Below are 15,875 nucleotides of genomic sequence, written 5' to 3'. Positions count from 1 at the left end.
CTACAAAATATTAATTTTGGATTGACAAGGAGTAGGTTCTACTATAGAATCTACGTTAATTCATACTAATCCTATATGATATATTCGTTCATGCTGCTATATCATATTTTTATTGTAGTTACCCGTTCTTTTAGTTCCGATTAAGCAGCGAATCGTCCGAAGACCAGGATGAATGACTTTACCAATAGATTCTATTATAGCAGCAATAAAGGGGATATGCTCAATGACTACATTATCATCCTCTTTCCGTGAGCAAGCTGAAAGGCTTCAGCCTGAGCTTGTAGCGATGCGGAGGGAGTTACATCAATTTCCCGAACTTTCCAATGAGGAGTACGAGACAACTAAACGGCTTCGGTCCTGGCTGACGGAAGCTGGGATTCATCTGCTAGACCTTGGTTTACCGACCGGCGTACTGGCCGAAGTGAAGGGGGCGCATCCCGGACCGACGATTATGCTTCGCGCCGATATCGATGCTCTGCCTGTGACGGAGGATACAGGTCTGCCGTACGCTTCGACGATCCCCGGGAGGATGCATGCGTGCGGCCACGACTTCCATACAGCATCGATGATTGGAGCGGCGAAGCTGCTTCAGGCTAATGCCGGCGAGCTTCACGGAACCGTACGCATTCTGTTCCAGCCGGCGGAAGAGCAGGCGGTAGGCGCCCGTGCGGTCATTGAAGCGGGAGCCTTGGAAGGAGTCTCCGCCGTCTTCGGGATGCATAACAAACCGGAGCTGCCCGTCGGAACCGTCGGCATACGAACGGGTCCTCTGATGGCGTCTGTAGACCGCTTCGAAATCAACGTCACGGGCAGAGGAGGCCATGCGGGAATTCCCGAAGCCGCCGTCGACCCGATCGTGGTGAGCAGTGCCATAGTTACGGCGCTGCAAACGTTGATAAGCCGCAATATCAGCCCGCATCACTCAGCGGTTGTCAGTATATGCCGGCTCGAAGCCGGATCCTCCTGGAACGTCATCCCGGACAGAGGAGTTCTGGAAGGGACCGTGAGGACATTCCAGCCGGAGGCCAGAGGGAGCATTCCAGGCCATATGAAACGGGTGGTCGAGAATGTCGCGGCCGGATATGGGGCAGAAGCGCAATTGAATTGGACTTCGATGCTGCCTGCGGTAAACAATGATCCGAAAATGGCCGAAATCATGAATACAGCGGCGGCAGCACAAGGGCTTAACGTGGTGGAGGCCGTACCTACGATGGGAGGCGAAGATTTCGCACTGTATCAGGAACGGCTGCCGGGTTGCTTCATTTGGATGGGAACCGGTGGGACGGAGCAGTGGCATCATCCGCGGTTCACTTTAAATGAAGAAGCGATTTCCATCAGTGCGGCATTGTTTGCGGAAGCGGCGGTTTGCGCGCTGAAATTGCTCGGATAATTGCAACTGCCCGGCAAGACTGCCGATTCACGGAGGAGACGTGCGTCTGTTTATTCTGCGTCATTCGGGAAATAAGGGGCCGATCTAACGGCAGCCCCCGAAATCCTTTGATAATACTTTTCATCATCTTCGGACAGGCCCAGGAGTGCCGGGCCTGTAACGGATTTCATAGAATTTACCTGACATCTGGGAGGAAAGCTAATATGCCATCACATGTAATCGATATGTTCATGCTTCAAAATAATTTCGGCACCGCGGAAATGCGCGAGGTCTGGTCTGACGATAACCGCCTGCAGAAGCACCTGGACGTTGAAGCGGCCCTGGCGCTTGCGGAAGCGGAGGTTGGGCTTATCCCGGCTGAAGCGGCGCAAACGATTGCTTCCAAGGCGAAAGCAGAGCTCATGAATATTCCTGAAATTGCGCAGGAAGTACTGAAGGTCAAGCATTCCTTAATGCCTACTCTGAAGGCGCTGCAGAAGCTCTGCGGGCCCGAGCACGGTGAGTGGGTCCATTACGGCGCAACTACGCAGGATATCGTGGATACGGGGATGATGCTGCAGCTTAAGGAAGCCCATCAAATCATCGTGCGCGATGTTCGGGCCGTAGCCCGCGAGCTGGCCAGGCTGGCCCAAGAGCATAGAACAACTCCGATTGCCGGGCGCTCTCATGGCATGCAGGGACTTCCGACTACCTTCGGCTTCAAAGTCGCGGTCGTACTCGATGAGATGATCCGTCATCTGGATCGGCTGCGCGAAGCGGAATCCCGGGTATTCGCCGGCGTTTTGGGAGGCGGTGTAGGGACCTACGCTTCGTTCGGCCCGCTGGGACCGGAAGTGGAACGCCGGACGATGGAGCGGCTGGGACTGCAAGCACCCAATATCTGCTGGCATTCGTCGCGGGACCGCTCGGCCGAGTATGCCGGTCTGTTAGGAATGATCAGCGGCACCCTAGGTAAAATGGCGAACGAATTTTACAATTTAATGCGCACGGAGCTGGATGAGGTGGAAGAGCCGTTCACCTCCGGCAAAATCGGCTCATCGACGATGCCGCACAAGCGGAATCCGGCGGCGCTGGAAGGGCTCGCCAGCCTCACCAAGCCGATCCGCTACAATGTTGCTCTTGTTCAGGAATCGATGATTGTCGAGCACGAGCGCGATGCGATGTCCTGGCGCGGGGAGTGGATCGCACTGCCGGAAAGCTGCATCTACCTTGCCGCACAATTGGCTTCCGCCAAGGCTATCCTCGCCGGACTGGTCGTGAAGCCGGAGAACATGCTGCGGAATTTGAACCAGCTCGGCGGACTCCTCCTTTCTGAGCGCGTGATGTTTGCTCTGGCGAAGCCGTTGGGCAAGCAGACCGCCCATGAGGTTATCTATGAGCTCTGTATGAAGAGCGTGGAAGAAGGAATTCCGTTCCGCGAGGTGCTGCTGGACGATCCTCGAATCCGGGAAGCCGTCAGCCAGGAAGAGCTGGAGAAGCTCCTCGATCCTTCCACCTACCTGGGCTCCGCCCCGCAGACGGTAGATCGGGTGCTGGCGGCGGCCGAAGCATCAGGCTGGCTTAAGGAGGAGGAACAGCATGGCTGATTTCCGAATGGCGGCCCAGGAGGATGCGCCTGCTCTCTTGGAACTGACCTTGCGCGCTTACGAGCCGATTCGCCAGCTTGGCATTAACTTCGCCGCGGCTACGGCTGATCTGGATTTGGTCAGGAAGAACATCCGCGAGAATATGTGTTTCGTTATGGAGGAGGACGGGAAAATTGTCTCAACCATCTCGGCGAGAATGCCGTGGGGACCGTCGCCTGGTCCTTTCGGCGTACCCCATCTTTGGTGGTTCGCCAGCGATCCGGATGTCGGGCGCAAAGGGGTCGGCCGCGAAATGATCACCTGGTGCGAAGAAGTGATAATCCGGGATACATTGAAGTCCCCGGCCGTTTCACTGGGCACGGCAGACCGTCATCCTTGGCTGATTGAGATGTATAAGCGGCGCCATTATGAAATTCAAGGATCGAAGGATCTGGGGCGCGGTCATATAACGATATACATGAAGAAAGATTTTATAAAGGTTAATCCGGAAGACAGAAATTAACAGGGAATGATTATTTTATTTAATAGCATCAATGTTTAATGTGGTTAAATAAATAACAAGCCGGAGTGCCCCGTCATTTCCGGCAGCTAATAGCTTCATGATTGAAATTACACGATAAAAAGGGGAAGTCCTACATGAGAAAATTTTATTCGGTTTTGCTTTCATTATTAGTAATAAGCTTGCTGGCGACCGCATGCTCGGGCTCGAACTCCGGAAGCTCGGGGAACAGCGGAGGGGAGAAGGTCCTTCGCGTGGGTGCAACCGGACAGTCCTATCCCAACAGCTATAAAGAAGGGGACAAGCTGGTCGGCTTTGATGTGGAAGTCATTGAGAAGATAGCGGACAATCTCGGTTATACCGTTAAATGGACAAATTCCGATTTCAGCGGATTATTGGGTCAATTGGAAACCGGTAAAATCGATACCATTGCCAATGCAGTCGCGGTTACAAGTGAACGGAAAGAAAAATATGCCTTCACCGATGCCTATTCTTTCGCCGGAATTACGATCGTAACGCATCAAGACAACGACAACATTAATTCGCTGGATGATCTGAAGGGCAAAACCGTATCCGGCGTCTTGGGCTCGCAAAACGTTAAAAACCTGCAAAAATTTGATGTGAACGGGGAAATCGATGTTCGTACCTATGAAAATCGTGACGGTGCCCAAAATGATGTCCTGAACAAACGGGTAGACGGCTATGTCAATGCCAAAGCTTCTCTGCTGGCTGAAATCAAGAAAAATAACCTGCCTTTGAAGTTCGTCGGCGATCCGTTCCATTATGAAGATATTGGATTTCCTTTTGTAAAGAAGGATGAGAATAACGCTTTGATCGAGCAAATCAACGCAGAGATCAAGAAATTAAGAGAAGACGGAACTTTGAAGGAGCTTTCGATAAAATACTATGGAGAAGATATTACAACAAAAGCGGAGTAATGGTCTTGCTCTATTGCGAGTGAGTGATAAGACATGAATTTTGATCCATCCTATATTTTCGAGCTGCTGCCCAAAATAGCCAAGTACATTCCGATTACACTGTTGATCGCGGTTGTTTCCATGATTATCGCGGTAGTCATCGGTTTGGTTCTGGCCTTAATCCGCAATAGTCAGCTCAAAGTATTGCGGTCGCTGGCCGGCGTTTATATTTCATTTTTCCGCGCCATTCCGATGCTTGTCCAATTGTTTCTGATCTATTACGGACTGCCGCAGCTGTTCCCGTTCTTCTCGAAAATGGATGCCGTAACCGCGGCCATTATCGGTTTTGGATTCAAGCAGGCGGCCTTCCTGGCGGAAATTTTCCGCGCGGCCTTCCTGGCAGTGGAGAAAGGTCAGATGGAAGCCTGTCTGACTGGCGGTATGACGAAGATGCAGGCTTACCGCCGGGTTATTCTGCCTCAAGCGGCACGTATTGCACTGCCGGCTACGGGTAACATTTTTATCAGTCTCATTAAAGAAACCTCCCTCGCTTTTACCCTGGGGGTTGTGGAAATTTTCGCCGAGGCCAAAATGCAGGCCGCAGAATCGTTCCGCTTCTTTGAAGCTTACCTGGCGGTTGCCTTGATCTATTGGGGACTGATTGTCGTCTATTCCTATCTGCAGGAACGGCTGGAAAAATTTTTGGATCGCCCATACAAGACATAAAGGTGAATGATTATGATAAAAGTCACTAATTTAAGAAAGAGCTTCAACGACTTGGTGGTCTTGAACGGGATCGATCTCGAAGTGAAGGACGGGGAAGTGCTCTCGATCATCGGCCCTTCCGGGTCTGGCAAATCTACGTTGATCCGCTGCCTGAATTTCCTGGAGAAGCCCGATGCCGGTTTGATTGAAATCGGAAATGCGCGATTGAATGCGGAAAGCTGCACGCGCAAGGAAATTCAGCAATTGCGTTCGCAAACAGCGATGGTGTTCCAGAACTATAATCTGTTCAAAAATAAAACGGCCCTGCAAAATATTACGGAATCCTTGATCGTTGTGAAGAAAATGCCTAAGAAAGAAGCGAACGAGATCGGCATGGAATTGCTGAAGCAGGTCGGGCTGGAAAGCAAGAAAGACAACTACCCGGCAACTCTATCAGGAGGCCAGCAGCAGCGAGTCAGCATCGCCCGCGCCCTTGCCATGAGACCGCACGCCATATTGTTCGACGAGCCGACATCATCCCTGGACCCCGAGCTGGTCTCGGAGGTGCTGCAGGTCATAAAGTCGATAGCAGAGATGAAAACAACAATGATTATCGTAACGCATGAAATGGATTTTGCCCGTGAAGTGTCCGATCATGTCATTTTTATAGCAAATGGCAACATTGTGGAGCAAGGGACGTCCAAAGAATTTTTCAATCACCCCCGGGAGGAACGGACCAAGCAATTCCTTAAGCATCTAGGTTCTGATTCGAATCCGAGTTGATTGTTTCCCAAGGAGTGCTGTGGAGGAGCCAGATACCTGGTACTTCCGCAGCTTCTTTTTTTTTCTGCTTCAATCTATTGAAAGTGAAGGTGAGCATGAACGATGGACAAAGAGACAGTCACATACTCGTTTGTAAAAAAGCTGTGGGAAACTCCCTTTTCCGAGGAAGGCTTGGAAAAAGCAAAGTACGGCCTCGTGGATTATATCGCCTCCTCATACGCCGGCAAGGAGGATACGGGGGTGACCAAGCTCATACGGATGGCCAGACTGGAAGGAGGGCATCCGCTCGCGCCCGTGCTGTTTCATCCGATGAAGGTTTCTCCTTCCCAATCTGCACTTATCAACGGCTTTATGGGACACGCTTTGGACTACGACGATGTTCATATCGAAGTGCGCGGGCATCCCAGCTCTGTCATTTTGCCTGCTTTATTGGCGTTATGTGATGCCGGCATGACAGGCCGCCGTTTGTTGGAAGCTTACATCATCGGTGTCGAGGCCATGGCCCGGATTGCTCAAGCCTTGTCGAGCGAACATTATGAGAAGGGCTTCCACAATACGAGTACCGCCGGTGTATTGGCGGCCACCCTTGCCGGCGCTTATTTCAAGTCGTATACGGTGGAGGAGGCCTGTTCGGCACTCGGTTTAGCCGCGACTCAGGCCAGCGGGCTGCGCGTCCACTTCGGAACGGAGACCAAACCGCTGCATGCCGGCTTGGCCGCATCCTCGGCGGTGAGATCGCTGCTCTTGACGGACGCCGATTTTCAATCGAACCAGACAAGCCTGGATGGGAAGCTTGGTTTCTTTAACGTATTCGGCCAAGGATGGAATCATGCCCGCCAGTGGCTGCTTCAAGATAACGGGCATACGTTGCGCATCGTTACGCCCGGGTTATGGTTCAAGCTGTATCCATTCTGCTCGGGAGCCTACTATGGGCTGGATGCATTGGAGAAAATCGGTCCGATTCCCTTCCCGCAGATCAGGGATATAGAGTTCATCTTTACGCATAACAGCGATGCCGCATTGATTAATCAGCGGCCCGACAACGGGGAAGAGGGCAGGTTCAGCATCGAATATATCGCAGCCTTGATCCTGAGCGGACAAGGCTTAAATCCGGACGATTTTCAACGGGTTCCGATCCGTGAGGAGATTCGGGCATATATGCAGAAAATGAAACGTTCGCGTGTGTTCGAAGTTCCCGACAACGTAAAATATACGCAGGTTATCGTAACCTTGAAGAACGGGGAGAAGGTCAGCGAAATCGGGGATTGCCCGAAAGGTTCGCCGGACCATCCGGTAACGGAGGCGGAGCTGCTGGACAAGTTTAACCGTATCGTGAAAGGTCCGCGTGCTTCGGATATTTTAGAGATCATATTAAGCTTGGATGAGCTGGAGGACGCTCGGGAGCTTACACGGCATTTGTCGGAGGCCGCTTACGAGTGAAAGAGAAGCAAGCGATAACATTCTCCTCCATATAATGTTGACCGGCAGGCTGAGCCAATCCCGTTCGTTCTTCGTTAATCGATGCTTCATCGACTTTCGGATTTTTGCTCTCTTATTCTCGCAGCATTAACATTCTCCCGCCGAAACCCTATAATGAAAATCGGGAGGTGTCATCGTATGAACGAGGAGTATTGGAAGGCCATTGTGGAATGCAACGGCGCTTTCGACGGCCGATTCTACTATGGAGTCGCATCAACGAGAATCTATTGTCTGCCTTCATGCCGGTCCAAAACCCCGAAGAAGGAGCATACCCGCATATTTGCCACTGCCGAGGAAGCCCGCAAGTCAGGCTTTCGGGCGTGCAAGCGATGCCGGCCGGATTATCCCATCCGGTATGGGCCGGATGGAGAGATGGCTATTCGCGTAACCGAGCTTATCGAGAGTGAATATGACAAACCTTTGACACTGGACAGACTGGCAGAGGTGCTGCATACAAGCTCCTCGCATTTGCATCGCACGTTTCGGAGGGTAACCGGGATGACACCGGCCGAATATTTGCGGAACATCCGGATCCAAACCGCGGTGGAGAAGCTGAAGGAACCCGGTCTGAACATCACCGACATCGCCCTGGCCACCGGCTTTCGCACAGCCTCCCATTTCACAACCGTTTTCCGTGAGAGCATGGGGTATTCGCCTTCGGAATATCGCCAGTTGCACAAATATGCTGCAGCCAACGCAGTAGAAAAGAGGCGACCCATATGAACAGCAACCAAGAGGTCATTTACTGGGCTCCGTATTCCCGGGGCCGCTCACAATTTTATCTGTCCGCGTCCGAGCGAGGGCTTTGCTGCATAACTCTGCCGAACGAATCCTTTATTCGACTGGAGCGGCAAATAATCAAGCGGTATCCTAGGGCGCGCATGGTGCGCAGCGATGACCGGCTAGCCTCCTATATCCGGGAGCTGGATGAATATTTTCACGGGATTCGAACCCGGTTCGAAAGCCCGCTCGACCCCGGGGGAACCCCGTTCCAGCAGCAGGTATGGAATGAGCTGCGCCAAATTCCGTATGGACAAACCAGGTCCTATTCGGAATTGGCCGACGCTGTCCGGCGCCCGAAGGCGGTCCGAGCCGTCGGTGCCGCGAATGCAAACAATCCGCTGCCGATCTTCGTTCCGTGTCATCGGGTGATCGGAAAGAATGCTAAGTTGGTCGGCTATCGCGGGGGGATCGATCTGAAATCGGAGCTGCTTGAGCTTGAACGGCAAACGAACGGCATTCGCACAAGTATACGGGCAGAGTAGAAATGGTTAATGACATCAGGGGCCCTTTTCGAAAGATGAGTTAATAAATTGAGGTTGGATGTCATAAAAAAAGCTCCTAACGGAGCCTCTTCGAAGACGAATAACCCGGTTTTAAAGGAAGCTTTTTATGCCAATTAGAAAGTTGTTCCATTTTAATGCTTTAATGAACTTAAACTTTCTAATGTGGTAAAAAACACTGACTTTCTGTCAGTGTTTTGCTATATAATGGAGACCGTACCATTAGAAATCGTCAATGGATATCGTCTATGGCGGAAGAGAAGAGAGGTTAGGGAATGGTAAAAGCGGGCTTTGACAAGCTATTCTGGGGTTTTCTGTTCATCATGATTGATTTTAGAGTCCAAGGCTTTGATATTTTGCCGGATATCATCGGTTATATTTTGTTTGCCGTAGGATTCAGCACGTTGGCCGGACACAGCCCCTATTTCAAAAAGGCGGGAACCCTGAATCTCGTCATGATTGCCGTATCTATTTTCAGCATCTATGAACAGCCTAATACGGACGGTGGAGTTCATTTCAACCTATTAGGTCTACTTATCGGAATCGTTTCGTTAATACTGGGTCTGATCCTTGTCCATCATTTGTTCATGGGGATTAAGGAGATGGCCAACCACCAGGGGAAGACACAGATCTACGAAGAGGCGGAGAAGAGGTGGACGCAATACCTGCTGCTGCAGGTGGCCGCTATTTTGGCCATCGTTATGTTTATCATTCCGCCGTTAGCTTTTATTTTAATTATTGCTTTGTTTGTCTTTTCCATTATTCTGACCGTCGTTATTATGCGATTTATGAAACGCTGCGGAGAGAATTTATAAGGTGGGGGCATAGAACCGCTCCTATAGAATGACTCGTTCTAAACAAACAAAGAGGATTACACAAAGCTGAGCTGTCCCAACAAGGATAAGAGGGAACGAGTCAATCGCAAATGATTAACAACCGCTTCCCAAATCACCGGTCTTTCACAACGCGCGCCTCCCCCGGTGCGCGTTGTTGCTGCGCTACATGTCTTCATTTGATCCCTACCCCATATAAGGCCTTTTCCGAAACGAAACATATGTAGATTTTGACTTGGTATCCCCACATCAATTATGACCAATTTTACGGTATTTGCGGCGGGCAGAAGGGGGAGAGCGGTAGCGTCAAATCCGGCCCCCACGCGAATTTATCCGATAACACTGACAATACATAATCGACATATTTACGTTCTTCATAGAAATTGTCTACAATCTTGATTGAAAGCGCTATCCTAAAGGGCGCGGCGTTATGCATAACGACAATGTACTGGAACACTTGCCAAGGAGGGAGGATCCGATGCGAGACAACGGAAGGAACACTCTTGCCGTGAATTTGGAACCCGTCAAGGTCGACGACAAGTTAAGCAAGAGAAAGTCGTTCCGGAGAAAGCTGCTCAAAAACTGGGAGCTCTATTTGTTTATTGCCCCAGCGTTCTTTTACTTCCTGATCTTTCACTATGTCCCTATGTATGGAATACAGATCGCTTTCAAAAACTTTATTCCCACGAAGGGAATTTTGGGAAGCCCTTGGGTAGGATTCGATCATTTCGAACGATTTTTCAACTCCTACTATTTCTGGGATCTGCTGTGGAATACGCTCAGTATCAGCCTGTACGAATTAGCGGTTGGCTTTCCGCTTCCCATCATTCTGGCGTTATCCTTTAATGAAGCCAAGAATGTTTTTTTCAAAAGAGCTGTGCAAACCGTTACCTATGCGCCTCATTTTATTTCCGTGGTCGTGATGGCCGGCATTATTATCACGTTCTTATCGCCAACGACGGGAATCATTATTCATATGTTGAATTTTCTAGGAATCGATGCGCCGGCATTCCTGACCGATCCGGCCTGGTTCAAGACGGTGTACGTCCTGTCCGGCGTCTGGCAGAGTACAGGATGGGGAACGGTTATCTATCTGGCTGCCCTGTCCGGGGTAGATCCACAGCTTTATGAGGCGGCCATTATGGATGGCGCAAGCCGTTGGCAGAGAATTTGGAACATCAATATTCCGGCCATCATTCCTACCATTACGATATTGCTCATCCTGAACATGGGCAGTATTCTGGGCGTTGGTTTTGAAAAGATATTACTCCTTCAGAACCCCCTTAACATGGAAGCCTCAGATGTTATTTCCACTTTCGTTTATCGGTCCGGTCTGTTGGATGCCCAATACAGCTTCTCCACGGCAGTAGGCTTATTTAATTCGGTAGTTAATGCCATATTGCTCGTTACTGTCAATCAAATTGCGCGCCGCACCAACGAAACCAGCTTGTGGTAAAGGAGGGGGTGCTGTATGGCAGCCGCCGTGAAAGAAACGAAAGCGGATAAAATTTTCATCGTCTTCAACTATATATATCTTGTATTGGCCTTCATCATTGTGGCGTACCCGATTCTGTATATTATCAGCGCATCGATCAGTGATCCGAAGCTGGTCAATTCGGGGGAGATGTGGTTATTTCCTAAGGGAATAACGTTCGAAGGCTATATGAGGGTATTCGAGAACGCCAAAATATGGTCCGGCTACAAAAATACAATCATCTATACGCTGGTGGGGACGGCAGTCAATTTGTTTGTCACGCTGCCCGCGGCCTATGCATTGAGCCGTAAAGATTTTATCGGACGAAACTTCTTCATGGGGATGTTTTTGTTTACCATGTTTTTCGGCGGCGGTCTGGTACCCGGATACCTGCTTGTCAAAAATTTGGGGCTCGTCAACACCATGTGGGCGCTCATCCTGCCGGGAGCCGCGTCCGTATGGAATATCATCGTCGCCCGCACCTTCTTCCAATCAACGATTCCGAAGGAATTGCAGGAGGCCGCTCACATCGACGGCTGCACCAATCTCAGACTGTTCGTCAAGGTCGTCCTGCCGCTGTCGACGCCAATCATTGCCGTTATGGCTTTGTTCTATGGGGTCGGGCATTGGAACAGCTATTTTGGAGCGCTCATTTATTTGAACGAAGAAACGAAATACCCGCTGCAAATGATTTTGCGCCAGATTCTCGTTCTGCAGGAGATGTCCGCCATGACCAAAGGAGCGGCGATCGATTCATCGGTCGCAGCGGCTATGAACAACAAGGCGGAAGTAGCCGCGCTCGTGAAATATGCAGTAATTATTGTATCGTCGCTGCCGGTTATCGTCGTCTATCCATTTGTGCAGAGGTACTTTGTGCAAGGGGTTATGATCGGTTCGGTCAAAGGCTGATTCCTTGATCTGGAACCCCATTCTTCACACAATTGCTTTGGTGTCGGATGCTTTTCAAATCATGAACAGAATAAGGGAGGAAGCAAGCATGCAACAGCTTATCAACATGCGGGCGGCTGCGTTGGCTGCGACAATGCTCATGACAGTGTTGGCGGGTTGCAGTTCACCCGACAAGCAGGGAGCAGACAACCCGGAGCATAAGGATCCGGTCTCGGGAAGCCATGTCAATAAAGAAGGATTCCCGATCGTGAACGAACCGCTCTCCTTAACGATGATGGGACCCGATGTCGGAATTCAGAACTGGCAGGATATGGTTGTATTCCAGGAAATGGAGAAGCTGACGGGCATCAAGCTGCAGTTCCGCAATGCCCCGCTGGACAGCTTCGATACGAAGAAGAACCTGGTCTTCGCCAGCGGAGATTTGCCGGATATTTTCTATGCGGCACAGATTACGTCGGCCGAGGAAGTCAACTATGGGGGACAGGGGCTTCTTGTGCCGCTGGAGGAATTGATCGACCAGTACGCACCGAACATTAAGAAGGTGCTGGATAAACACCCGGACATTCGCAAATCGATTACGACGCCGGATGGGCATATATACTCCCTGCCGCGCATCGACCTGTCCGCTGTCTGGTATCGGGGCCCTATGTGGTATAACGGCAAATTTCTGAAAGCGCTCAACATGGATAAACTGCCGGAGACTACGGAAGAGCTGTACACCTATCTGAAAAGGGTTAAGGAAGAAGATCCGAACGGCAACGGCAAGCAGGACGAAATTCCGCTCGTGTCCGTCAAGCTGGATGATATTCGGATGTTCATGCTGGGCTTCTGGGGAATCTACGGCGAAGTGATCTATGCCGATAAAGACGGTAAAGTTCATTATACTCCGATGGAAGAAGGATATAAGGGCTATCTGACCTTTCTGAACCGGCTGTGGAACGAAGGCCTGCTGGATAAGGAAACCTTCTCCCAAACGGACGATCAGAAGAAAGCCAAAGGGAAAAACAATCAAGTGGCGCTGTTCTCCGACTATCATCCATACTTCACGTTAGGCGGGGAGCCGGGCACGGACGATCCGATGATGCTGCCTGTGAAGAGCGACATGGTCGATGCCCCGGTTTACGGCAAGCATCCCGGCCTGTCAACGGGCGCGTTCGCGATTACGAGCAGCAATCCGTCCCCGGAAGCGACCATGCGCTGGATCGATTACCTGTATACTTATGAAGGGGCGACGTTGTTCGGCCAAGGTCCGGAAGGAATCCTATGGAAGTATAAGGACAAAGAGAAGCAGATCAAAGAATGGCTGCCCGTTCCTGGCGGTGGCGACCGGGAAGACTACAGGGCAACGCTGACTCCCGACTACGGCATTGTGACGCCGGGAGTAGCGGATGCCAAGGTGAGCCAAGGACTGAGAGGCGAATTCGATGATTGGCTGGATAAAGAAACCTTGGAGAAGCTGGTGCCGTACGCCAAAGTCCCTTATCCAAAAGTATACCAGACACAGGAGGAGCAGCAGGAAACATCCAGATTGCGCTCGGATCTCGATACTTATGTGAAACAGATGGAAGCGAAGTTCGTTACGGGCCAAGAGCCGCTCAGCAACTGGGATAAGTATAGCGATCAATTGAAGAAAATGGGAGCGGATCGGGTTGTGGAAATCTACCAGGCCGCCTATGACCGTTGGGATTCGAAATAAAGCATTAAGATTCGGCTATTCATCATCTGCATATAGCAATGTCTTTTCACGTGCCGTATGCAACTTTCGATACTGCCCTGGTGTATATCCGGTCACCTTCTTGAATTTGCGAATGAAATTAGGCGCGTCCAGATAGCCGACCCGGGTGATAATATCCTTCAGCGGATCGCCGGTCGTCAGCAGCAGCCGTTTCACTTCTTCCATTCTGCGCTGCCAAACGTATTGCGAGAAATTGCATCCCGTCCGCTCTTTGAAGGCGCGGCTCAAGTAAGAGGACGAGATAGAATGTTTCTGCGCGAGCTTATCCAGGCTGAGCTGGTAGTCGGTGTACTCCTCATCGACCTGAGCGATGATCTCATCCATGATCGAGTGCTGTTTGGTTTCCGTGTTCATTTCGACCTGCTTGCAAATTTGCGCGGCGAACATTCCCAGCTTATTTTCCAGTTCCTCCAGTGATTCGAAGGAGGTCATGTTCGGGATATCCCGGACAAATTCGGCCATTCCCAGCTCCGACGCCGTCTTGAGGAGGGTGTTCAGGAGATCGAAGCAAATGCAGCGCAAAAAAGCTAATGACAGCTTCTGCGACTTGATGTTGGCAAAGATTGTACGGATCATTTGTATCGCGACGGTTTCGTTGCCGTGCCTCAAGCTTTGGACCAGCTTGAGCAGCGCATCCTTCGGAATCCAGTAGGTTGAATGCGGAGTATCGGAGAGCTTCTCGAAGTAAGTCGTGCTGCCCTTGCCGCTGGCCATGCGGTATTCCAGCGCCGAGGAGGCTTCAATATAGGATTGGTTCAGCATCCCGGGGCTCGAATAGCACTTGCCGATCCCGAAGGACGGAATCAGATGCGAGTTCTCCATCACGATAGCACGTAAGGCTTCCACGATCCGCTCGATCCGCCGATTCGGCGAATGGCCGTGATCTGTTGTTCCAGCCATGCAGATAATGAGTGCAATTTGATCGGACTGCGGCAGCTCAACGCCATAAACCAGCGTTTTATATTCGGGAATACTCACTTCCGTCAGCAGATGGATAATTTTCTGGCGATCCTGGAATGGCTCCGATAAGCCGGGATATTCGTCCCAAGCCATGGAAATGACGAAGTAACGGTCACCAACCAATTGCACGCCGAACATCTTCAAGAGCTGCCCCGCTTGCTGTTCCTCAGGCAACCCGTGCGTCAACAGCATAAGCAAAAACTGGTTCCTGGCATAGGGCTCCTGAAGATCGACACGGGTACTGTAGTTATGCAGCATCTGGCGAATCCAATCCAGTTCATTGGGGGATTTCGTCAGAGCGGGGGCGGTGGAGTCCGCCTTCAGCTTGGCAAATTCCAGCAAATCGTGAATAGGGTGATACTGCCTCTTGGCGAGGAGAACGGCTGCGAATGTCCCGACCAAGACAACGATGGCAAAGGCAAGCAAAAAGAAGGTCTGGATATGGAAAACATGACTGAAAAATTGGTCGCTCGGTATAGCGGTCACGTAGGTCCAGTCATTGAAGCTCGACTTGACGGCCACAACAGAGTGCGATTGGTTGTTCAGCTTCAAGCTGTGGGTGCCCGGGCTTAATTCCGGGAGGACGTGCAGTTCTTCCGTTGGTATGGGAGCACCGTGGTTATTTCGGGCAAGCACTCGGCCGTCCTGGTCAAATATGTAGCTATTCCCTTTAAAATCATTAAGGATGGAGTCCATCAGTCCCGTAAGCCGGGATTCCTCCATTAAATACAGGACTGTGCCATGTGGATAAGAATGGTTCGGCATGATCGGAACCAGATAAGCCAGCAATGATTTTTCAAGATGCACGTTGGTGTTTACTGAACCCGCCGGGCGTACTACCGGGTAAGCGACATTATTCAGATCGTCGATGATCTCTTCCTTGCTCCAGTCCTTGAATGAATAGGATTGATCGAACAGCACATCAAGATTCGTCAGGCCGCGGGATGAGTAGATAACGTTATCTTTGCGGAAATACAAGAAGATTTCTTCCAGGATCGAGCTGTTCGCTTTATACTTCTCGAGGGTTAGAATGGCGTCGCGGGAATAATAAGGATGGCTGACCATATATGGAGTCAGTCGTTCATCGTAAGCCATCCGGGTTGCAATATCCCGAAGCTCGGTCATACGCGCATCGATGTTGTGCTTGACCTGGTTCAACTGGTTGACAAAAGAATGCTCGATCTCGGCGCGTAAATTTTGGACGGCATTATGGTAGATGAAGAAGGTAAGTATAATTAGAGGAATAAGAAAGATTAAGAGATAGGACCAAATGTACTGCAGCAGCAGTTTGGACTTAAAGTTACTCCAACTCATTAGGCACC

General features: G+C 50.7%; 14 protein-coding genes. 13 read left to right on the top strand and 1 reads right to left on the bottom strand.

Annotated elements, in window-relative coordinates:
* Positions 1-223 precede the first annotated feature (223 nt).
* The 13 genes from ACFQ03_RS08885 (at position 224) to ACFQ03_RS08825 (ending at position 13,554) form a co-directional block, all read left to right on the top strand.
* On the top strand, positions 224-1,390 hold the full coding sequence (locus ACFQ03_RS08885) for an amidohydrolase (RefSeq protein WP_379287548.1): 1,167 nt from the start codon (positions 224-226) through the stop codon (positions 1,388-1,390).
* 203 nt (positions 1,391-1,593) lie between these two features.
* Positions 1,594-2,976, top strand: coding sequence for an adenylosuccinate lyase (gene purB, locus ACFQ03_RS08880; RefSeq protein WP_379287546.1), 1,383 nt, complete (start codon positions 1,594-1,596; stop codon positions 2,974-2,976).
* Positions 2,969-3,478: a GNAT family N-acetyltransferase gene (locus ACFQ03_RS08875; protein ID WP_379287544.1), complete on the top strand. Its 510-nt coding sequence runs from the start codon at positions 2,969-2,971 to the stop codon at positions 3,476-3,478. Before purB ends, ACFQ03_RS08875 begins: the two co-directional genes overlap by 8 nt.
* 134 nt (positions 3,479-3,612) lie before the next feature.
* Positions 3,613-4,413 (top strand): amino acid ABC transporter substrate-binding protein, encoded by an 801-nt coding sequence (locus ACFQ03_RS08870; RefSeq protein ID WP_379287542.1) that lies wholly within the window; start codon positions 3,613-3,615, stop codon positions 4,411-4,413.
* A 33-nt stretch (positions 4,414-4,446) separates the two neighbouring features.
* On the top strand, positions 4,447-5,118 hold the full coding sequence (locus tag ACFQ03_RS08865) for an amino acid ABC transporter permease (protein WP_144941112.1): 672 nt from the start codon (positions 4,447-4,449) through the stop codon (positions 5,116-5,118).
* A 12-nt stretch (positions 5,119-5,130) separates the two neighbouring features.
* A complete protein-coding gene (locus tag ACFQ03_RS08860; protein ID WP_144941114.1) occupies positions 5,131-5,880 on the top strand; it encodes an amino acid ABC transporter ATP-binding protein in 750 nt (249 codons plus the stop codon).
* Positions 5,881-5,982: 102 nt separating this feature from the next.
* On the top strand, positions 5,983-7,320 hold the full coding sequence (locus tag ACFQ03_RS08855) for an MmgE/PrpD family protein (protein WP_379287539.1): 1,338 nt from the start codon (positions 5,983-5,985) through the stop codon (positions 7,318-7,320).
* Between the two features lie 177 nt (positions 7,321-7,497).
* Positions 7,498-8,082 (top strand): bifunctional transcriptional activator/DNA repair enzyme AdaA, encoded by a 585-nt coding sequence (locus tag ACFQ03_RS08850; RefSeq protein ID WP_186328489.1) that lies wholly within the window; start codon positions 7,498-7,500, stop codon positions 8,080-8,082.
* A complete protein-coding gene (locus ACFQ03_RS08845) occupies positions 8,079-8,624 on the top strand; it encodes a methylated-DNA--[protein]-cysteine S-methyltransferase (RefSeq protein WP_379287537.1) in 546 nt (181 codons plus the stop codon). The genes ACFQ03_RS08850 and ACFQ03_RS08845 overlap by 4 nt, the downstream gene beginning before the upstream one ends.
* Positions 8,625-8,917: 293 nt before the next feature.
* The gene (locus ACFQ03_RS08840; RefSeq protein WP_379287535.1) at positions 8,918-9,457 is read left to right on the top strand and encodes a hypothetical protein; all 540 of its coding nucleotides are present in this window, start codon (positions 8,918-8,920) and stop codon (positions 9,455-9,457) included.
* A gap of 496 nt (positions 9,458-9,953) precedes the next feature.
* The gene (locus ACFQ03_RS08835; protein WP_379287533.1) at positions 9,954-10,931 is read left to right on the top strand and encodes an ABC transporter permease; all 978 of its coding nucleotides are present in this window, start codon (positions 9,954-9,956) and stop codon (positions 10,929-10,931) included.
* A 15-nt stretch (positions 10,932-10,946) separates the two neighbouring features.
* On the top strand, positions 10,947-11,858 hold the full coding sequence (locus tag ACFQ03_RS08830; protein WP_379287531.1) for a carbohydrate ABC transporter permease: 912 nt from the start codon (positions 10,947-10,949) through the stop codon (positions 11,856-11,858).
* Positions 11,859-11,946: 88 nt separating this feature from the next.
* Positions 11,947-13,554: an extracellular solute-binding protein gene (locus tag ACFQ03_RS08825; RefSeq protein WP_144941128.1), complete on the top strand. Its 1,608-nt coding sequence runs from the start codon at positions 11,947-11,949 to the stop codon at positions 13,552-13,554.
* A 15-nt stretch (positions 13,555-13,569) separates the two neighbouring features.
* Here ACFQ03_RS08825 and ACFQ03_RS08820 read toward each other — a convergent pair whose 3' ends face one another.
* On the bottom strand, positions 13,570-15,867 hold the full coding sequence (locus ACFQ03_RS08820) for a helix-turn-helix domain-containing protein (protein WP_379287529.1): 2,298 nt from the start codon (positions 15,865-15,867) through the stop codon (positions 13,570-13,572).
* Positions 15,868-15,875: the final 8 nt, after the last annotated feature.

The organism is Paenibacillus residui, from assembly GCF_042677205.1.
Lineage (GTDB): Bacteria > Bacillota > Bacilli > Paenibacillales > NBRC-103111 > Paenibacillus_L > Paenibacillus_L residui.
The sequence above is the reverse complement of the archived record's forward strand: the minus strand, read 5'-3'. Positions and strand labels throughout refer to the sequence as shown.